This is a genomic window from Magnetococcales bacterium (genome assembly GCA_015228935.1).
Taxonomy (GTDB): Bacteria; Pseudomonadota; Magnetococcia; order Magnetococcales; family DC0425bin3; genus HA3dbin3.
On sequence record JADGCO010000044.1, the window covers coordinates 15072 to 35632 of the forward strand.

A 20561-nucleotide genomic window follows, 5' to 3' on the forward strand; every position below is an offset into this window, starting at 1 on the left:
GACTGTGTCTTTGCTTCACTACGGGTGAGTATAAAGAATACCAGACAATATCAACAGAAAAAACCTGTCAGGCTTCCATCCGGATGAGCCTACGAATCCTCATGGGCATCCTTGATGGCGACGATCTCTGGCAAGACTTCAAAAAAAACCTTGACCAGATGCGGGTCGAAGGCGGTTCCGGCACCTTTGCGGATTTCCTCGGCGCTCTCTGCCACGCTCCAGGCCTTTTTGTAGGGGCGGTCACTGGTCAGGGCGTCAAACACATCGGCAATGGCGCAAATGCGTCCTTCGATGGGGATTTCTTCTCCCGGGACGCCGATGGGATACCCTTTGCCATCCCATCTTTCGTGGTGGGTCAGGGCAATGATGTGAGCGGTATTCATGGGTTCCGCATCGTAGCCATGGAGCATCATGGAACCGATCAGGGGATGTTTTTTCATGATTTCCCACTCATGGTCATCCAGGCGTTCGGGTTTCAGGAGAATGTGATCCGGGATGCCGATTTTGCCCACATCGTGCATGGGGGCGGCATGGATCAGGATGTCGCATGTCTCCTCCGGCAATCCGGCTCCCCGGGCGAGAATGGCCGCATATTTGCTCATCCGCACCACATGCTGCCCCGTATCCTGATCCCGATATTCGGCGGCCATGCCCAGACGGTGGATGACATCGAGTCGGGTGCGGCGCAGTTCGTCGTGTTTTTCCTGCAAGGCCAACTCCATGCGGCGACGTTCGATGATGCCGGCCATGGTCCCGGCAATCGTGGAGAAAAAGGCCTCTTCATCCCGGGAAATCTGCTCCGTTTTCAATTGCATGTGCATGACACCGACCGGTCCATGTGCCCCGGGAATGGGAAAACAATAATTTCCATGTCCATGCGGGTTTTGCAGACAGACGACATGGCCGGGATCGTCCTGGGGAAACTGAAGAACATTGCGCCAATTTTCCTCTTTTTGGCACAGACAACGGGAGAGGGGAACCTTGCGAACCTGCCGCAGCTCTTCGGCGCTCAAATCACTCTGTGCCACCAGGTGCATCTGTCCTGTATTCTGTTCGGTCATGAACAGGGCACCTCTGCCGGTCAATCCGACCCAGGGCGTGGTACTCACGATTTGAATGGCCGTGCGCAGTTGTTCTTCCATGGTCAATGGCACGAGGGCTGTTTCCAGCAGGGCGCTCAGGGTGATCCGGGATTGGTGGGCGCGTTCATTGCGGGCGTCGGCTTCCCGTCGGTTGACAATGGCCTGGGCAAAGAACCAGCAACCAATGGCCGCCAGTCCAACCAGCAGGGATTGAAAAATCAGCAACCGTTTGCGCAATTGGGGCAATCCGGCGTCCGGTTTTTCGGGTGGGAACGGAAAGAGTAACCCGGCCAATGACTCTTCTCCAGAAGACTCAAACCACTGGATCTCCTCGTTCTCGATGTAGGTTTCCCAGGAGCGGGCTTCCCGATGATGAAGGGCCTCGGTCACCAGGGAAAAGAGCAAGGCGAGTGGCAGAAACAGCATTAAAAACTGTCGCCGCACATGGCGCAGTTTATGGGTATCCGAAAGAATGAAGATACGATTGGGATCCAGGACCAGGAGAACAAACACGAGGGGAGATGCCACAAGACTTAAAAAGCCGGCATCAAACAATGCCAGAAGAGAAAATTTTTCAGAAAATTCGTCCATGGGCAGAAGAAGCATGATGCCGCATTCGACCGAGAACACGACGGAAAAAATGGCGATGCCAATGTTGAGGACGACAAAACCAAAGGAAATGTCACGCGCTTCCGACCACTTGGCCAGGAATGAATTTCGCAAAGACCATTTCATGATCAAAGGGGTGGAAATGACGGCCAGGAAAAAAGCATCTTCCAGGGTGGCAAACCAGGTTTCAATACCACTCCTGTCGGTCAACTGGGCCAGAATGAGCATGATGGCCAGTTCAACGACAAACAGAACAAGCCCGATCCGCAGCACGGTTACAAGCGACGGTTTCCACCCTTGTCTGGACAAGGCTTCGGCATAAATCATGGACTGGTTTCCGTGGAGCCAATAAAATATTGTCTAAGAGGCTGTCTAATAACATGTTAATTTAAAAAAAAAACGAATGAAAAACTGGGATGGAGGTCCAGGAGGAAGGGCTGTGCCCTTCCTCCTGGAGGGGTTTGGGGCGTAGCCCCAATAAAATCTTCCTTTTCCAATTTTTTTTATCCGAAAGTTAATAGACAGCCTCTAAATATTGTTCAAATAACGAAGAAAACAGACTGTACATCGGGGCTGGTTTGGTGGAACGTTAACCATGTACGGACATGTGTATCGGAGGGATCACGGGTGTGGGTGAGGAACGAACATCGACCAGGCCAGCCAAAGCCAACCACTGATGAAACACAGGCCTCCAAAGGGGGTGAGGATACCCAGAGGGCGCAAACCGGTGAGGACCAAGGCATAGAGTGATCCCGAGAAAATCAGGATACCTGCCAGCAGAAGCCAACCCGCGATGGCACTCCTGTCGGGTCGCACCGAGCGTTCCTGCAGCACGCCGATCAGGACCAATCCCACAGCATGGACGAGGTGATAGTAAGCCCCTGTTCGCCAGGTTTCCAGTAATTTTTCAGAAATGATGGGTGCCAGCGCGTGTTTACCAAAGGCTCCCAGCATCACGGCCAGTGCAGCATTGGTGGCACCCAGAAAGATGAATTTTGCACTGGTGTTCATGGTGTATTTCTCGTCAATGTCCGTCTCGATCTTGTGAGCTGGTTGGCTTGAGATGTTTCAGAAAATTACAGCACGTCAAGTCAGCACGGCAGGCTCATGACGGCTTCGGATCAAAACCTCGATGTGTTTTTTCCAATAAGGAACGCACGGCATGCCGAATTTCAGGGTCATGTTGGTGCCACAGGTCGGCCATGGGTGGATTTCTCCCGGCCTTGTGTACCAGTTCCATGACGGCATTGGCTGATTCGATGCGCCGGGCTTCCTCAAGCTGATTCAAATAATCCCATGTTGTCAATAGGATGAGCTTCTGGGCGTCGATGATGAGATAGCGATCAATGTCACGGTCATCCACCAGCAATATTGCCCGTTCCGTGGCTTTCAACGGGAAATTGCGCACAATCTCCATGGCGGCGCGCTCACCGGTGTCTCTGGATAATCGACCGCCTTTGGTTGGTGCTAAAATAATGGCATCTTTGAAAATTTCTGTTGGTTCAATTCGCACCATGTCCATATGGCGGTGATACCAATCCATGATTTCCTGTGCGCCGAGTTTGCCACTTGCATGGGTTGCCTCGTAAAACACGGCATCTGGAATAACAACGGGCAGCGCAGAATAAAGAAGATAATCGAGACACTGTACCGCTGCGAGTGTGATGAGCGGTGACGTGTCAGTCACGATGATTGTGACATCAATATCCATGACGCAAGAGAGGTTGAAGAATTTCTCGCGCACGGGCGAGATTGGCCTGACGTTGCGGTGTGTTGAGAGGTTTTGGCAATCTCAGATCGTGCCGAGTCATGGCCATCATAAGGTCGGCATAATCGTCCAAACCTGCTTGCTCGATGGCTTGGTGTGTACCAAGAAGGCCTGCCGCATAGTGGTGGAGGGTGGTCATTTGTGTTGATGCATTCGGGGCTTGTTCCATGTTGTGTCCTGCCGTATCTGCCGACGAGAAAGAGTAAACTGATTCCATGCGCTTGCAGGTCAGTCTGGATACCCTGCCTCCATCTTAGGAGGGATGTGACAGGCGCGTCAATCCATATCAAAACGGTTTGCTGGTGTCCGGCTTTTTCATCACCCGCCGGGAGCGGAGGAGAAAAAGCCGGACACCTGACAGGCAGGGTGTATCCTATATTTGGAACGTTATGGGAGCCAAGGCAGGGAAGGTGGATTTGCACCTTTCCGTTTTGGCAAACTTTGGCAAACAGGGGGCAGTGGAACCGCTGGCGATATTGGCCGGTCCATCCCAGGCCAGGTCCGCGCACACCACGCGGATTGTTCCATCCAGCCACCGCAAGGTCAGGGAGAGGGTGACACACATGCGGGCATCCGGCAGCGACAGATAGGAATCGGTCACTTGAACCTCTCCAGGTCTGGCCATGGCCCGGCGGAAGTATTGCCGCCGCGACCAGTCGGCACCATGGGTTCCGGCCATGATGTGGTATTTATCCGCCTCTGTTCCGACGGGGGCTTTCGGGACCATGTTGTCACCAATCTGGTGACCCAAACCGTCGAGAATATAACAGCGGATCACACCCGACATGTGCAGGAATCGTTCGCAGGCGGCAATGAGGGAGGCATCGTCGTCACTTTTCCGGACAAATTCGAGGAATGGTTCCATGAACCAGGCCAGATCCTTCATTTGGCGGATGCCATCCATGGTTGACAACTCCCTGAATTCACGGGTCAAAAAATCCACCCGTTTCTCTCCTGCCCCCTCGAGAAGATCCAGATCGCATTCCGGGGTGGAAAAAAAATAACCTTGGACCAGATCCGCTTCCGAATCGATGGCGATCATGGCCTCATCCCGGGTTTCAATGCCCTCGATCAGGGAGAGACATCCGGCTTCGTGAATGAGAGAGACGAGGCTGGGCAGCATTCTGCGCGCCTTGGGATTGTGAACCGAATTGACAATGATGGATCGGTCCAGCTTGACGATTTCGGGTTGCAGACGCCAGATACGATCAAAATTGGACTCCCCGGCTCCAAAATCATCCAGGGCAATCATGCATCCTTCGCCGCGGTAGTGTGCCATGGCTTCCATCAAGATTCCCTCGTCACCAATCTCCTTTTCAAGGATTTCAATGACCACGCGATGTCTTGGAATCTCCAGTCGTTTGAGCAGGGAGGTGATCATGAAGGCTCCCGATCCTTGCTCCTCCAGGACCATGCGCGGATTCAGATTGAGAAACAACCATTTCCGATCCGGAGAAAAAAGATGGAAGTTCAGAATGTGCAACATTTGACAGAGCCGATCCAGCTCAATCGCGGTCCCTTCATGTTCGGAATGCTCGAACAGTTCCTTGGGAGAGACTTTCCCCGCAGAGGCGCGGTCTTTGGCACGAATGAGACCTTCATATCCAGCCGGCTCTTGATGGGATAGACTGAATATGGGCTGAAAGGCACTTTTCAATTGGAACGGGCCGTAATCACTGATGTTCCATATCCCATCGGATTGGATGTGAGTTGTCAGCAAATCATCCAGGTGTGCATTGCCCATGATGGATGTCAGCCATTCCCGTTTGACCATGATCCTGCTCCTTTTTTTGCAGAAATCTTCATTTGCGGCCAGTCAGCCTTCTTTTTCTGGTCGTTCTTTGGATTTCAGTCCGAAGAGCGTTCCCATAGGTGATCCAGTATGACTAACACAAATCGTGCCAATTTATTATATTTATTAATATCAATATGTTGCAATAAACTGCCAGCAACGTGAACCCGTCCCTTGCCCAATTAATCATCCGAAGTGATCAAAAACAGGGCATTCAAGAAGCCATGTGTTAATAAAAAATCAATCAATTAATTAATAAAATTATAAACAAAAATGGCCATGATTTATCGGGTCATTGCATCTATACTCGGTGCGCTGTGCCCTCGATGAACCGTTCATGAAATCGTTTGATGATCAGGGAGAAGAATCCGCCATGGCAAGGAACCAATCCACAAATTCTTCAGATGGTTTTCTCCGGGTGTTCAGTCTGGAGGACTTTCGCAGGACCATGTATCTTCGCCTGAGAGATGTCGGTGTAGCCAGGATGCATGAACAGCACCAAGGATTGGTGGAAATCATGGTCTCTCTGTATGGCGAGGTGAGAAAGCTGCAAAAAGGGGTGCCCAGCGAGAAGCAGCCTGCATCTCTGCGTGCGACTGTCGATGAGCTGAAAAGGTATGCAACCAATCATTTCAGGGAAGAAGAAGCGTTCATGAAACAGACCGGGTTTCCTGATCTGCCGGGTCACATCGTGTCGCATGAGGCTTTTGTCAAATCATTACTGGAAGTTGAACATCGCATGTGGAATGAATCCATTTCTTATGTGATTGAACTGCAACATTTGATCGTCGGGTGGCTTTTTGAACACATCAACCTGATGGACATGGCTTACGCCCGTTTTTCACGGGGAGAGACACTTGTTACAATTCCCCTGGTCAAAACTTCCCCGGTAGCGGTCAAGACCTCTCCCGCATCTTCCCGGACAGAATCGGCAGATGCCGCCAAGAGTTCTCAAGAAGCGTTCAGAAAGTCGTTGCGCAGTCGCCTGCGCATGACGGGCATTACGAAAATTGACCGGGAACATCAGCAATTGCTGGAAAACATTATCAATCTGAATCTGCTCGTCGAGGAGCTTTCCAAACGCAAGCCGATGACCAGGGATTGGCAGAAAATCGATCAGGCAATTGATTTTCTTCTGTCTTATGGTCGTGATCACTTCAAGGGTGAGGAAGCCTGGATGAAGGGTATCGGTTATCCTCAACTGGCCATTCACGCCGATGAACACAATCGACTTCTGGACCGATTACAGAAATTGGTGCCCAAACTGGCCAAGGATCGCCAGGTATTGTACGTCGTGGACATGAATTTTTTTCTGGTGGAATGGTTGCTGACCCACACCAACCGGACCGACATTCTCTATGTTGAGTATGCCAAGACAAGCAACATTTCATTGTCTTGATGCATGGTGCAGCATGGCCGCAACCCGATTTCTCCCGGAAATCTCCGTGGATTACGCAGATTTCCGGGGTTCGTGGTGCCATGCAGGGGGGCATCCTGGGGAGTTGGTTTCGTCCCGTAGAGGGTGGCTCTCCCGCGTGGGATGTGAAGCCACATCCTGTTCTTGGGATGGCTGCGCGTCAGAGGCTGTCCATTAACCCTCGGATAAAAAAAAATTGGAAAGAAAGATTTTATTGGGGCTCCATCCCAGTTTTTCATTCGTTCTTTTTGAAATTAACAAGTCATTAGACAGCCTCTCAGGCATGCTCCTCAGGTGGTTAATATCACATGACCGTTCTGCACCGTTGCGGCCACGCTCTTCAATCCTGCCTTGCCGTCCGGGTCCGGACCCAGACAAGCTCCTGAAGCCAGATCGAATTGCCAGTTATGAACCCGGCATTCCACCGTGGTTCCATGGTCCACGCCCTTGCACAGGGATGCCTTGGAGTGCGGACAGCGGTTGGAGTAGACCCGAACCGATGCCGGTCCGGTACGATAGACGATCAGGTCACCGCTGCGACGGTTGACACATTGCATCCGGTGTTCCGGAAAATCACTCAAAGGTCCAAGGTCTGGACTTTCCGGGGGAGGAACCGGTTCGGCGTCGGGCAGGGGCGGCAGCAGATCCAGGTCTTTCAAAACATCGATGGCATCGAGCATCTTGTTCAAGCCAGAGGCCGGAAAAGCCATCATGACGGCATCCAGAATTTCTTCCCGGGAGGCCCCGGCCTTGAGGGCCTTGGGGGCATACTGGCGCAGACCGCGCTCGGTTCCCACCACCACCTTGGTGACGATTTGAATCAAATGCCGGGTTTTGTCGTCCAGAGCCAGGACGCTGTGCTTGTAAAAACCCATCAGGTTCTGGGCAGCCTCGGGACGTACTCCGGCCAGATAACGCAATGCCTTGGACATGGAAGCGGAATCCTCTCTCAAGAGTGGTTGAACCCATACAGTCATTCAGCTTGAATTTTTCAAAGTAATGGATATACCAGCATTATATTTTTTTATTCAAGGATTATTTTTTTACCACACAGTTATCCTTTTCGCATCATTTGGCCCGCGTATTGCCACTACTGGTCTTAACGGCATGCTTTTAGAAGTTAAACAGGCAGATTTTGCTGGCACAGTCATCCATATGCCTTAAAAGCAGGCAGAATCTGATCAAAATTATATCATGTACACCTTTGTACCGTTCACTCTGCGAGGCCAACATGAATGCATATGCGCTGCCACAAACAGAAACGCCTTTTTACAAGGCTCCTGGTGTCTTTGACGAGTTGGTCATGCAGGCCAGGGGGTCGGCGAGCCATCTGAAACCCCTCATGCCATTCATTGAAAATCTGGGCATGGAGGAGCTGCATCGTCGGCAGAGTGCCGCCGAGGTTGCCATCCGCAATCTGGGAATCACCTTCACGGTGTATTCGGAAGGGGAAAACATTGATCGATCCTGGCCGTTCGACATCATTCCCCGATGCATTGATGCCCGGGAGTGGGAACGTCTGGAACGGGGACTGGTCCAGCGGGCACAGGCGCTGAACGCCTTTATCGACGATCTGTACAATGAGAAAAAAATCATCAAGGACAAACAATTTCCTGAGGAGGTGTTGGCGGATTCGGTGAATTATCTGCTGCCACTGATGGGAACGCGCCCCAAATACGGCATCTGGGCACATCTGTGCGGGAGTGACCTGTTGCGTGACCGGGATGGCACCATGTACGTGCTGGAAGACAATCTGCGTGTGCCTTCCGGGGTCTCCTACATGCTGGAAAACCGTTTGTTGACCAAGCGGGTCTTTCCGGAACTGTTTCGGGACCATGCGATTCGTCCGGTGGATGATTATCCCTGCCAGCTCTATGAGTTGCTGGCCTCTCTCACGCCACGACCGGATGAAAAGGCCAATGTGGTGGTGTTGACGCCGGGCATCTACAACTCGGCTTACTTCGAACATGCCTACCTGGCGCAACAGATGGGCGTGCCTCTGGTCGAAGCGCGTGATCTGTCGGTAGGCGAGGATGATGTCGTGTTCATGAAGACGATTCACGGTCTGGAGCAGGTGGACGTGATCTATCGCCGCATCGATGATCAATATCTGGATCCGCTGGTGTTTCGGGCGGATTCCACCCTGGGCATTCCGGGGATCATCAAGGCCTGGCGGCGTGGACGGGTGGCCCTGGCCAATGCGCCCGGAACCGGCGTGGCGGATGACAAGGTGGTGTACTCCTACATGCCGGAGATCATCCGCTACTATCTGGCCGAGGATCCCCTCATTCCCAACGTACCGACCTGGCGGTGTCACATTCCTCAGGAGCGCAAACATGTGCTGGCCAATCTGGACAAGCTTGTGGTCAAACCCGCCAATGAATCCGGTGGATATGGCATGCTCATGGGGCCGCATGCGACTTCCGGGGAGCGGGCCATTTTTGCCGCCCGGATCCAGGCCAATCCCCGGAACTACATCGGCCAGCAAACCCTGACCCCCTCCACGGCACCGACCCTGGTTGAAAACCGGTTGGAGCCGCGTCACATGGATTTGCGACCCTTTATTCTCAGCGGTCGGAAATCCTATGTCACGCCGGGTGGCTTGACCCGGGTGGCGTTGCGGCGGGGTTCATTTGTGGTCAACTCCTCCCAGGGTGGTGGCAGCAAGGATACCTGGGTACTGGATGCAGGGAGGTCATAATGCTCTCCAGGGTCGCAGAAAACATTTATTGGATGGCCCGCTATCTGGAACGGGTGGAAGGTTCTGCCCGGCTCGTGATTGCCACCAACCAGACAATGCTTGACATTGCGCCCATCAGTCACGTCCGTCCCCTGAACTGGTTTCAGTTGATCGCCATCACCGGCAGTCGGGAGTGTTATGCCCAGCACCATGCAGCCATCGATGAGGCCAATGTCGTCCGGTTTTTGATCGCTGACACGGCAAACCCCAGCTCCATTCTCTCGTCACTGCGGCTGGCGCGGGAAAACATGCGCAGCACCCGGGAGGTTTTTCCACGGGAAGCCTGGGAAAGCCTCAATGGCTTCACCATGCGCACCCAGGAGCTGTTGCACAAGGAGGTCCCGGCGGCAGAACGTCATGAATTCCTGGAAGGAATCATCAATGCCTGCCTGAAACTGACCGGTCTGTTGGACAGCACCATGTGCCGGGATGAGGCTTTCCACACGTTCCGGTTGGGTCGTTACCTGGAGCGGGCCGACATGACGACACGCATCCTGGATGTACGCGGGGCGGGCATGCTGGAAAGCTGGGAGCGCATGGAACTCCCCCTGCGCAACGCCGTATGGCTGACGGTGCTGCGTTCCCTGTCCGGGGACCAGATGTATCGGCGGCGGGTGGAGCCTCGTATCCGTGGACCGGAAGTATTGGCCTTTCTCCTCAAGGATCGACTGTTTCCGCGCACGTTTCGATATTGCATCGAGGGAGTGGGGGGCAGTCTGAAAAAACTGCACCGTGATTCGGGTGCCCAACAAGTCATCAAGGCCATTGAGGAGGATCTGTACCTCGCCGATGTGAAGGGATTGGCGGAAGGAGGGAAGCTGCATGAATTCCTGGACAAACTGCAAATCCATCTGGGCCATCTCCATGAAAAAATCGGGACGATTTATTTCAATCCGCCCCCGTCCCGGCGCGAGGTTGCCCATGCCCATGATCAGTCTCAATTTCTGGTGCAAACCTGAAGCCGGCGTCCGGGCGTGGTCCGCCGACGATCCCGGCGCAAGGAACGTTTGAAAAACTGGGAAGGAGGTCCAGGAGGAAGGGCTGTGCCCTTCCTCTTGGCGGGGTTTGGGGCGGAGCCCCAACAAAGTCTTCCATGTCAAATCCTTTTAATGAAGGGGTTCTGAATGGTTACGAATCCGGCAGGTTGGCAAGTTGGAGGGTCAGCCGGCAATGATCCCGGAGCAGGAATGGAACGGAAGCGTTTTCGATGAAGCCGGCAGGTTGGCAAGTTGGAGGGTCAGACTGTTGCGGGCGGGATGCGCAGGACATCGACCGCCACGCGCAGCACATGATGACGACCGCCCAGCACCACACCCTTCACCGGGGGAATGTCCGTATAATCCCGACCGACGGCCACCGTGATATGGCGTTCAGCCGGCATGATGCCGTTGGTGGGGTCGAAATCCACCCAGCCCATATGCGGAACATAAAGGGAAAACCATGCGTGGGACGCATCCGCCCCTTCCAGGCGTGTCATGCCTGGAGGGGGATCGGTTTCGAGATAACCGCTGACATAACGGGCGCAAAGTCCCAGAGAGCGCAAGGCCCCCACGGCCAGATGGGCAAAATCCTGGCAGACACCATGCCGTTGCTCCAAAACCTGTTCGATGGGTGTTGCCACGGTGGTGCTGCCGGGTTGGTATCTGAAATTTTGATGGATGCGTTGGGTAAAGGCCAGCGCCGCCTCGACCAGCGGGCGTCCGGGTGAAAAATCCGGACGGGCAAAATCCGCCAATTGGGAACTGCACGGTGCCATGGGTGATTCCAGGACAAAAAAGGCCTGTCGGCGCATGTCGGCCTGGGTTTCCGGTTGCCCCTGACAGCCGCTTTCCCAGGGTGGGGTGGCCGAGGGATCAATAGGTGTCAGGGCAAGGCGCGTGACCTGACTGGTACTCCTGACTTCCAGCTCCTGATGCGGTTCCAGAATTTCGAAGTAGTGGGCCACATTGCCAAAAAAATCCTCGAATTCATGGAGGATCGCCGGTTCCGGATGCACGGTCAGATCGAAGCGGTGACACGGTTGCCAGGGAAGATTGCGGGGTTTGAGGTGAATGCGGTTGTGGCAGATCGTGACCGGTTCACCGTAACTGTAGTGGGTGCTGTGAACGATACGGTAGTTCATCACCGGGGATTCCTGCTGGTTCTGAAGAGATGATGAGGAGGTTCGGCATGCCGGAAATAACTGTTGGCAGCCGTCTCGGAAAACAATGGCAACAGTTGGCGGATGCGACCGGTCAGTTCGACGAGTTGTTCGCGTTTGCCGCCTGGCGCGGTGATCCGGACAAGTCGTTCCGGATCAGCCAGGCGCACGGCAGCCAGGGTTTCAAACACCACCCGGCCCAAATGGGTACGGTAAAGGTTCTGGTCCGGTCCGCGTGGAATTGCTGCGGCATGGCTCTCCATCAAGGTCAATTGAAACACCAGGGAACGGGGATCGGTGTCGTCCTGCAACAATTTTTCCAGGACCAGGGGGAGTTCCATGGTGGTCCGGAACTGCATGCGAAAGGCGGTGAGGCTGTCGTTGATGTTGAGCAACCGCTCCAGAACGGACATTTCGTCCTGTTCTTCAACCGGTTCCGTCAGGGTGGTTTCCAGGATTTGCGCCAGGAACATGCTGCGTTCCAACCGGCGTCCCAGGTCAAGAAACCGCCATCCCAGGTCCCGGTTCATGTTTTCCCAGGTCAAGCCGGCAAAGGCCGTCAATCCCTGGAGCAGAGGGCCTGTCTCCCAGAACAACCCTCCGAGATTCTTGGGAATGCGTCCCTGCAAGGTGTCCAGGGAGTGGGAGATGCCGTCCAGGAGTTCCCAGGTATCGGTCGAGAGTCGATCCCGGACCGAAACAGCCGCCTGCATCAACGAACGCAGAGAATAGGCCAGGGTTCCGACTCGTTCGGAATTCAGGATCATCGAGTACAACTCGGTGAACGGCTCCGAGAGGGCATACTCGCCTTCCTTGCCGGTGAATCCGGGATAGGTGGCTGTCACATGGGTCAACGTGATCAAAAGAAGACGCCGGCACAGGAGACGTTGTTGCCAGGTGAGCATGTTTTCTTCCGTATCCAGGGCCATGAATTCCCGGAACAGGCGAATGATCCCTTCGGCCCGTTCGGCATAACGACCGATCCAGAACAGATTTTCCGCCACCCGGCTGGGAACCCCCACCAGGGGGGCAGGATCCAGGATGGGCGTACTCACCAGGGTATCCCGATGGTCGAACGGTTGATCACCGATGATCCAGATGTCTTTGGCAAGTCCGCCCTGATTGGGGGAAAAGGCCAGACATTGTCCGGTTACCGAAGCAACCCGGGCCAGACCACCGGGCATGACCCGGGCATGTTGGCCATCGCTCGTGAGGTAGGTTCGCATCAGGATGGCATGGTGGCCTGTCTGACCGTCGCGAACGCAGGGTGCCCGGGAGGGGACGAAGGGTTCGCGTGCCACATAACGCTGCGGGGCAGCCAGAACCTGTTCCCGGGTCAAGGGTCCGTTGGTCACGTTGCCGGTGATGGGATAGGAGGGATCGCAGACCAGGGGCAAAAAGGTCAATTCGGGCCAGCGGGCCATGGCTTCGGTGCGGTGCTGCGGATCCCCCAGCCACCAGGTCCGGGGATTTTTCAACAGCAACTCTTCATGAAGAAAATAGTCGGCAAGGCCAGGCAGGTAGGCATGCAGGGCGAGGGTTTCCAGGATGCCACTGCCGAGCATGTTGGCCATGGTCAGGTGTCCGGATCGGGCTGCCTGGGCCAGGCCCACCACCCCCAGCATGGAATCCTCACGCAGTTCAAGGGGATCGCACCATGCCTCATCCACCCGACGCAACACCACCTCGACGGGCATCAAACCATTCAGGGTTTTCAGCCACAAGCGACCGTTGCGCACGGCGAGATCATCACCCTGCGCCAGCGTCAAACCCAGAAAGTGGGCCAACAGGGTGTGTTCGTAGTGCGTTTCATAGCCGGGTCCCGGGGTCAGGAGGACCACATGGGCTTCTCGTTTGGAGAAAGGGGTCAGAGAGACCAGGTCCGAACGCATGTTGCGAAAAAACGGCAGCAGGGCCGGAATATGGGCCAACTGTCCGGTATTGGCATACAGTCGTCCCATGACGCGCCTGTTTTGCAGGACATATCCGTGGCCCGATGGGGCCTGGGTGCGATCCGAAAGCACCAGAAAACGTCCCGTCGGATCCCGCCCCACATCGGCGGCATAAAGTGGCAGCAGGTTTGCCCGGTCAATGGCCCGACCATGGTTGGCCAGCATGAAGCCGGACCAGGCGTCCACCACCGCCAGTGGCAATATGCCCTCATGCAGACAGAAACGGGGACCATACACATCCTGCAACAGCAGGGTCAGCAGCCGATGGCGCTGGATCAGGCCGCGAGAGATTGTCTCCCAGGTGTCGGCATCCAGCATCAGGGGGATTGGATCCAGGGGCCAGAAATGACGCCGACTGACATCTCCTGTCTGAATATTGTAGGTGGCTCCGGATTCTCGCAGCAAACGCCGGGCATCTTCTTCCAACCTTTTGGGCAGTTCGGGTCCGCCTGCATAGAGAAAATCAAAATATTTTCGCCAATGCGGTTGCAGTCCGCCATCGCTTCCAAAAGCCTCCCGGTATCCTGGTTCCCAGTCTTCTTTCACAGGCAACTTTCTGTATTTTAGAGGAATTATGACATACTGCGTCGGAATTCAACTGCATGAAGGAATGATACTCGCCTCCGATTCACGGACCAATGCCGGTGTGGATCAGGTGGGTTCCTATCCCAAAATGTTCAACTTTGTCTGGAAAGGGGAGCGACAGTTTGTGCTGCTCTCTTCGGGAAATCTGGCCACCACGCAAGGGGTGGTGCATCGGCTTTTCCTGGACAGCGAAAGTTCCGAGTGCCAGACCAGTCTCCGCACGGTGGTGGACATGCATGCGGCGGCGGACTATGTCGGCTCGGTCAACCTCGACGTGCAAAAGCGTTTCGAAAACCGGCAAGACCCACAGGTTCGTTTTGAAGCCACGTTCATTCTGGCGGGGCAAATCGGTTCGGCCCGTCACGCCATGTTTTTGATCTATCCCGAAGGCAATCATATTGCCCCTTCTCCCTACCACCCTTTTCTCCAGATTGGCGAAACCAAATACGGCAAACCTATTTTGGATCGCATCGTTCATGCCGAAATGTCCATGGATGATGCTTCGCGTTGCGTGCTTGTATCCCTGGATTCGACCATGCGTTCCAACCTGACGGTCGGTCCGCCCATTGACCTGCTCAAACTGCGCACGGGTGAACTTGATGGAGGCGTGCAGGTTCGCCTGGGACAGGACAATCCCTATCTTCTCTCCCTGTGCAGGCATTGGCACAGAGGTCTCGAACGCATTTTTCACGGTCTCCCCCCACTCAATTGGGAAAGACTCAAGGATCAACACTAGAGCTTTCGCGAGGGTCTTCTCCATGACCATCCGTCTTGCCATCCGGCACCAGACCGTCTATCGCTATGACCGGCTTGTGGCACTTTCGCCGCATGTATTCCGGTTGCGTCCGGCTCCCCACTGTCGCACGCCGATTGAATCGTACACCTTGAAAATTCAACCCGAAAACCACTTCATCAACTGGCAACAGGATCCGTTTGGCAACCATCTGGCCCGGGTCGTCTTTCCGGAACGGAGCCGGGAACTGCTCATGGATGTCGAACTGGTGGCGCGCATGGTCACCATCAACCCGTTTGACTTTTTCCTTGAAGAGGCGGTACGCACGTTTCCTTTTTCCTATGCCAAGGAAGTTGAGAGGGAGCTTCTTCCCTATCTCGAAATCAAGGAAGAGAGTCCGCTTTTGGAGGAGTGGCTGCAAGGTTTGCACCAGAAAACTTCCGGTACGGTCGATTTTCTGGCGGCGCTCAATCAACGTCTCTGTCGCGACATTGGCTACACCATTCGCATGGAACCCGGGGTTCAAAAGTGTGAAGAGACCTTGCGCAAGGGGACGGGGTCCTGTCGTGACACGGGATGGTTGCTGGTGCAGGCGTTGCGACGCCTGGGACTTGCGGCCCGTTTTGTTTCGGGGTATCTGATCCAACTGGTCGCGGATGTCAAAGCCCTGGATGGACCGTCCGGTCCGCTGGCTGATTTTACCGATTTGCATGCCTGGTGTGAGGTCTATCTGCCAGGGGCCGGTTGGATCGGTCTGGATCCCACTTCCGGTCTTTTTGCCGGGGAGGGGCATATTCCTCTGGCCTGTACGCCCGATTTTCGCAGTGCCGCCCCGGTGACGGGGAGTACCGATCCCTGCCAGGTCGAATTTCATCACCAGAACTCCTTGACCCGTTTGCATGAAGACCCACGGGTCACCAGGCCCTACTCCGATGTGCAATGGCAGGAAATCCAGGCGTTGGGCGAGCAGGTGGATGCCGGGTTGCAGGCCGGTCAGGTGCATCTGACCATGGGGGGGGAACCCACTTTCGTTGCCATCGACGACATGGATGGACCCGAGTGGACGACGGCTGCCGATGGCCCCAACAAACGGGAACGTGCCCTGGATTTATTGCAGCGTCTGGCCGGTCATTTTGCGCCGGGGGGCATGCTCCATTTTGGCCAGGGCAAATGGTATCCGGGCGAAGAGTTGCCCCGTTGGCGCTATTCCTGTTACTGGCGAGTCGATGGGGTACCGCTTTGGCACACCCCCACACTCCAGGGCAATCCCACCCGTGCAGATGGTGTGGATGGCAAAACGGCCCACCGTTTTGCCCAGAATCTCGCCGCGCGTCTGGGGCCGATTTCCGAGGCTTTGTTGCCAGTCTATGAAGATCCCATTTACCACATCTGGCAGGAGTATGCCCTGCCGGTGGGTGTGGATCCGTTGCAGGCCTCGTTGACGGACCCTTTGGAACGCCAGCGGCTGGCGCACATTCTGGGTCAAGGATTGCACCAGCCGGTTGGTTTTGTGCTGCCATTGGCCTGGGAACCTTCGGCTTCGACCTGGCAAAGTTGTCATTGGAAAACCCGGCAGGGACATTTGTTTCTGGTTCCCGGCGATTCGCCCATGGGTTTGCGCCTGCCTTTGCGGAGTCTGCATGCCGTGCCACCGGAAAAACGTCCGCTTCCCCCTGAACGCTGTTCTTTTGAACCCCGCGAGGCTTTGGCGGAAAAGCAGCCTGTCCATGCCGCTTGTCTGGATGAGTTTGTCGGCACGGCTCTGTGCGTGGAACCCAGGGGAGGGCGGTTGTATTTGTTTCTTCCCCCCATCACCCACCTTGAGGGCTTCATTGCCCTGGTCGAGGCCATCGAAGCCACGGCCAGGGAGCTGGATATTCCCGTGTTGATGGAGGGCTATCCACCACCAGAGGATTGGCGTCTCAAAAAATTCCATGTGACTCCAGATCCCGGGGTGATTGAAGTCAACATTCAGCCGGCCCACAGTTGGCAGGAGCTGGTGACCCTCACCACCATCCTGTACGAGGAAGCCCGGCAGGCCCGTCTTGGCACGGAAAAATTTCTTCTGGATGGTCGCCATACCGGTACCGGCGGGGGCAACCATGTGACTCTGGGTGGTCCCACTCCGGCGGAAAGCCCCTTGTTGCGACGTCCGGATCTGCTGGCCAGTCTCGTTACCTATTGGCAGCACCATCCCGGTCTTTCCTATCTTTTTTCCGGTCTTTTTATTGGTCCCACCAGCCAGGCTCCCCGGGTGGATGAAGGACGGGATGAAACCCTTCATGAGTTGGAGATTGCCCTCAGCCAGATACCGGACGGCGAGGTCGATCAGCCCTGGCTGGTTGACCGGCTGCTCCGCCATTTGCTGGCGGATATTTCCGGCAACACGCATCGGACGGAGTTTTGCATCGACAAGCTTTATGCGCCCGATTCACCCACCGGACGCCTGGGCTTGTTGGAGTTGCGGGCTTTCGAAATGCCGCCTCATGCACGCATGAGTCTGGTGCAGATGGTGCTGTTGCGTTCCTTGATTGCCCTTTTCTGGCAAAAGCCTTACCGGCATTCCCTGGTGCGTTGGGGGACTGCCTTGCATGATCGTTTCATGTTGCCGTTTCATGTGACCCGGGATGTGACCGAGGTGGCCGCCGAGCTGCGTGCCAACGGCTTTGCCTTCCAGGATGCCTGGCTGGATCCCTTCGTCGAGTTTCGTTTTCCGATTCTGGGTGAAATCCAGGTTCAGGGTATTCACCTGGAAGTGCGTCATGCCCTGGAACCCTGGAATGTCCTGGGAGAGGAGGTCACCCGCCAGGGAACGACGCGCTTTGTGGACTCTTCCGTGGAACGACTCCAGGTTCGCCTGACCAATCTGCCTCCCGACCGTTACTGGCTGACCTGCAATGGCCGGAAAGTTCCTCTGCACAATACCGGTACCGTTGGTGATTATGTCTCTGGGGTTCGGTTCAAGGCCTGGCAGCCGTCTTCCGCCTTGCATCCTCTCATACCGGTGCATTCTCCACTGGTGTTCGACATTGTGGACACCTGGAACAAGCGGGCCATCGGCGGGTGTACCTATCACGTTGTGCATCCGGGAGGACGCCATTACGACACCTTCCCCGTCAACACCTGTGAGGCGGAAGCTCGCCGTGGCAGCCGGTTCTGGGAGTGGGGGCATACTCCGGGACCTTTTCCCAACTCTCCGCCGCCATCACCGCCGGTCGGTGGCCGGTTTGTGCCCCAGGGCAGTGGTGCCGAATCGGTACCACTTCTCACGCCTGCCATCAATCCGGAGTATCCCAACACATTGGATCTAAGACGTTTGTGACCAAGACTTGCCTTCCCCGTATTTCTGGGGCAGAATGTGACCCGTGCGTCGCCGGGTCACGTTTTGTTGTAAAACATGGATTTTGTCAGGAATCGACATGCCTACCCCGTTTGGCCATGCCATGGCCGCCGTTGCCGGAGGAATGATTTTTGCCCGTCGGGAACAGATGACCCGGCGTTTCTGGATTCTCTCCCTGATATGTGCCGAGCTTCCCGATCTGGACATCGTGGCTTTTGTGTTGCGCATCCCCTATGCACATTTTTTCGGGCACCGGGGGTTTTTTCATTCGCTGTTTTTTGCCGGTGTCATGAGTCTGGTATTCACTTCTATCTATTTTTCTGATTCAAAAACAGTATTACGCGAAAAAGGACCGTTCATCGTCTATTTTTTCCTGCTCGGAGCCAGTCACGGTATTCTGGATACATTCACCAATGGCGGCCTGGGGATTGCGCTCTTTTCTCCTTTCGATACCACCCGATACTTTTTTCCCTGGCGTCCCATCCTGGTATCGCCCATCGGGTTGCGTCCATTTCTGACCATGCAGGGGTGGCTGGTTCTGTTGAGCGAAATTCAATGGATTCTGTTGCCGAGTGCCGGCCTGGTGATCTTGACCCGCCTGCCGACAAAATATCTCAGAAAAAACGTTTACTGAATTGATCCTGCTGCCCGTCACTGTTTACTGAATCGGTCTTGGTGCGGGCAGGGGGGGGATGCTTCGCAGGCGGTCAATCTCGGCCAGGCGCTCCACAACCATGGCCAACTCAACGGTGTGGGGTACAGTGGAGGTTTCGAGAAGTGCCCGAAGGCCACGGAGAATCTGCAAAGCCTGATCCTCCTCAAATCCGGCAAGCAGATAATCGGCCATCATGATGGATGCACGCATGGTGCGAGGATGCTCAATTCCCCAGGTGGTCCGGGTGATGGTCAACAATCTGGCCACGACAGGTTGCCCCAGACGAACCTTGTTTTGATCAAGATGGTTTCTGGCCAGGCTTTCCAGAATGGGTACGACAGCCGGGTGATCGGTTCCCCACATGTTTTCCGTGATGGCCAGGGCGCTTTTCAGCAACTCGGCAGCCGGTTCCAGCATGTTCCTGGCCCGGTTGAGTTCGGCCAATTTCAGCAAAAGCTCTACCCGTTTCGCATGAAACGGGCCGGGATTTTTCATGAAAATTTGCAGAGCCTGTGCATAATTCCGGAAGGCTTCATCATTTTGTCCCGCCTCCCTGGCCTCGTCACCGGCCCAAAGCAGCCCCTCACCTTTTCCCGGCAGAGGGGCATCGAAGCGGCTGATATGAATGGTTGCAGCCTGTTTTCGCAATTCGGCTGGCAACGGGGTGTCAGACAGGTGATTGGACACAGTTTGGTTTGGCACAGTTCTGGTGGCAGGCGACGTTTCAACCTGGTTCCTTGGGGGCGACGATTTGGCCGGATTCCCGGGCGGCGACGCTTCGGTCAGATTCCCGGGCGGCGATGCCTCAGCCAGATTCTGAAGAATCTCCGCCATGATCAGGGAATCAGGCTTGAACTGTTTTTCAGCCAGATTTTTTGCCAGCAAAAATTTTTCCCGGGCAGCAGGATACTGTTTTCGGTACAGATCAATACGCCCCAAACGTAAAATCACGGCCAGAAAAAGCGTATGTTGGGGGCCAACGGTTTTTTCCAGGTGACCCTGGGCTTTTTGTAAAAGAGAGACAGCCTGATCCCAGGCATCACGACGTTCAAAATCCGCAGCCCTGTCCATCAAATCCCAGGCCAGCCGGAAAGAATCCGTTGCGGCCATGGTGGCATTCGTGGCGGCGGCCAGTGCCCATGAAGGTGCCAGAACAAGCCATATGATCATGAGCGGCAAACGCATCATCTTCCGTTCTCTCCGTTTGATGTGACCTTTCAAAGCATCACCACTATACCGCAAAGGGCACATCCCTTCCTCCCTTTCTGCCATATCCGGTCAAAAATTCTGGCGTGCAGAGGGTCGTGCAATTTTCTCAAGTAACAGAAAATTCATGCGCACGAAAAAAAAGATTATGACAGTCTGGGATGCAAGCCGGGAAGTCAATCGTTTCAATGAACAAATATGGATTGACGGCCATTCATATTCCCGGGACAATAAATCTGCGAGGTCACACTCTTGACACGCCAATTGCAACGCCGTTTTGGTGAATTGCCAAAGTGGGCCAGTGAAAAACTTGCCGAGGCCGACCCGTCAACCATTGAGGAGTGGGGGGTGCGGATTTTGGACGCCCCCACCCTGGAAAGCGTGTTTGCGGACAAGGCTTGACAAAAGTTATGGAGGTATTGCACGATGATCTGACCGGATTGCCGGGAACAAACGCTATAGGTTGGAGTGCCAATCCTGGAAATGACTTGGTGGCCTGACAGTCATCCAGTTTTGAATATCTGGAACCTCAGCAATCCTTC

16 protein-coding genes are annotated in these 20561 nt (G+C 55.0%); 7 read left to right on the forward strand and 9 right to left on the reverse strand.

Annotated features, from left to right (window positions below; genetic code table 11):
* Window positions 1–89: 89 nt before the first annotated feature.
* The 5 genes from HQL65_11700 to HQL65_11720 all read right to left on the reverse strand — a co-directional run bounded on the left by HQL65_11700 (window position 90) and on the right by HQL65_11720 (window position 5233).
* Complete coding sequence (locus tag HQL65_11700) at window positions 90–1142, reverse strand: HD domain-containing protein (protein MBF0136896.1); 1053 nt, start codon at window positions 1140–1142, stop codon at window positions 90–92.
* Between the two features lie 1170 nt (window positions 1143–2312).
* Window positions 2313–2702, reverse strand: coding sequence for a DUF423 domain-containing protein (locus tag HQL65_11705; GenBank protein ID MBF0136897.1), 390 nt, complete (start codon window positions 2700–2702; stop codon window positions 2313–2315).
* A gap of 94 nt (window positions 2703–2796) precedes the next feature.
* Window positions 2797–3402: a hypothetical protein gene (locus tag HQL65_11710; GenBank protein MBF0136898.1), complete on the reverse strand. Its 606-nt coding sequence runs from the start codon at window positions 3400–3402 to the stop codon at window positions 2797–2799.
* Window positions 3392–3628: a hypothetical protein gene (locus tag HQL65_11715; protein MBF0136899.1), complete on the reverse strand. Its 237-nt coding sequence runs from the start codon at window positions 3626–3628 to the stop codon at window positions 3392–3394. Before HQL65_11715 ends, HQL65_11710 begins: the two co-directional genes overlap by 11 nt.
* 204 nt (window positions 3629–3832) lie before the next feature.
* Entirely contained in the window at window positions 3833–5233 is a 1401-nt protein-coding gene (locus HQL65_11720; protein MBF0136900.1) for an EAL domain-containing protein, read from the reverse strand.
* 466 nt (window positions 5234–5699) lie between these two features.
* On the opposite strand from HQL65_11720, the gene HQL65_11725 reads away from it, so the two are divergent.
* Complete coding sequence (locus HQL65_11725; protein MBF0136901.1) at window positions 5700–6650, forward strand: hemerythrin family protein; 951 nt, start codon at window positions 5700–5702, stop codon at window positions 6648–6650.
* A gap of 308 nt (window positions 6651–6958) precedes the next feature.
* Here the strand turns inward: HQL65_11725 and HQL65_11730 are convergent, their stop codons facing one another.
* Window positions 6959–7600: a Rieske 2Fe-2S domain-containing protein gene (locus tag HQL65_11730; protein MBF0136902.1), complete on the reverse strand. Its 642-nt coding sequence runs from the start codon at window positions 7598–7600 to the stop codon at window positions 6959–6961.
* Between the two features lie 371 nt (window positions 7601–7971).
* Between HQL65_11730 and HQL65_11735 the strand changes: the two genes are divergently transcribed.
* Window positions 7972–9369, forward strand: a complete 1398-nt coding sequence (locus HQL65_11735; GenBank protein ID MBF0136903.1) for a circularly permuted type 2 ATP-grasp protein — start codon at window positions 7972–7974, stop codon at window positions 9367–9369.
* A complete protein-coding gene (locus tag HQL65_11740; GenBank protein MBF0136904.1) occupies window positions 9369–10367 on the forward strand; it encodes an alpha-E domain-containing protein in 999 nt (332 codons plus the stop codon). Before HQL65_11735 ends, HQL65_11740 begins: the two co-directional genes overlap by 1 nt.
* Window positions 10368–10645: 278 nt before the next feature.
* Here the strand turns inward: HQL65_11740 and HQL65_11745 are convergent, their stop codons facing one another.
* Window positions 10646–11530: a transglutaminase family protein gene (locus HQL65_11745; protein ID MBF0136905.1), complete on the reverse strand. Its 885-nt coding sequence runs from the start codon at window positions 11528–11530 to the stop codon at window positions 10646–10648.
* Window positions 11530–14046 carry a circularly permuted type 2 ATP-grasp protein gene (locus HQL65_11750; protein MBF0136906.1) on the reverse strand — a complete coding sequence of 839 codons (2517 nt, stop codon included), beginning with the start codon at window positions 14044–14046 and terminating at the stop codon, window positions 11530–11532. The genes HQL65_11745 and HQL65_11750 overlap by 1 nt, the downstream gene beginning before the upstream one ends.
* 28 nt (window positions 14047–14074) lie before the next feature.
* Between HQL65_11750 and HQL65_11755 the strand changes: the two genes are divergently transcribed.
* The 3 genes from HQL65_11755 (at window position 14075) to HQL65_11765 (ending at window position 18792) form a co-directional block, all read left to right on the forward strand.
* The gene (locus HQL65_11755; protein MBF0136907.1) at window positions 14075–14821 is read left to right on the forward strand and encodes a peptidase; all 747 of its coding nucleotides are present in this window, start codon (window positions 14075–14077) and stop codon (window positions 14819–14821) included.
* Window positions 14822–14843: 22 nt separating this feature from the next.
* Complete coding sequence (locus HQL65_11760; GenBank protein MBF0136908.1) at window positions 14844–18140, forward strand: transglutaminase family protein; 3297 nt, start codon at window positions 14844–14846, stop codon at window positions 18138–18140.
* A gap of 97 nt (window positions 18141–18237) precedes the next feature.
* Window positions 18238–18792 (forward strand): metal-dependent hydrolase, encoded by a 555-nt coding sequence (locus HQL65_11765; GenBank protein MBF0136909.1) that lies wholly within the window; start codon window positions 18238–18240, stop codon window positions 18790–18792.
* 24 nt (window positions 18793–18816) lie between these two features.
* Here the strand turns inward: HQL65_11765 and HQL65_11770 are convergent, their stop codons facing one another.
* Window positions 18817–20001, reverse strand: a complete 1185-nt coding sequence (locus tag HQL65_11770; GenBank protein ID MBF0136910.1) for a tetratricopeptide repeat protein — start codon at window positions 19999–20001, stop codon at window positions 18817–18819.
* A 252-nt stretch (window positions 20002–20253) separates the two neighbouring features.
* Here HQL65_11770 and HQL65_11775 point away from each other — a divergent pair, with 252 nt between their 5' ends.
* Window positions 20254–20421, forward strand: a complete 168-nt coding sequence (locus HQL65_11775) for a DUF4351 domain-containing protein (GenBank protein MBF0136911.1) — start codon at window positions 20254–20256, stop codon at window positions 20419–20421.
* Window positions 20422–20561: the final 140 nt, after the last annotated feature.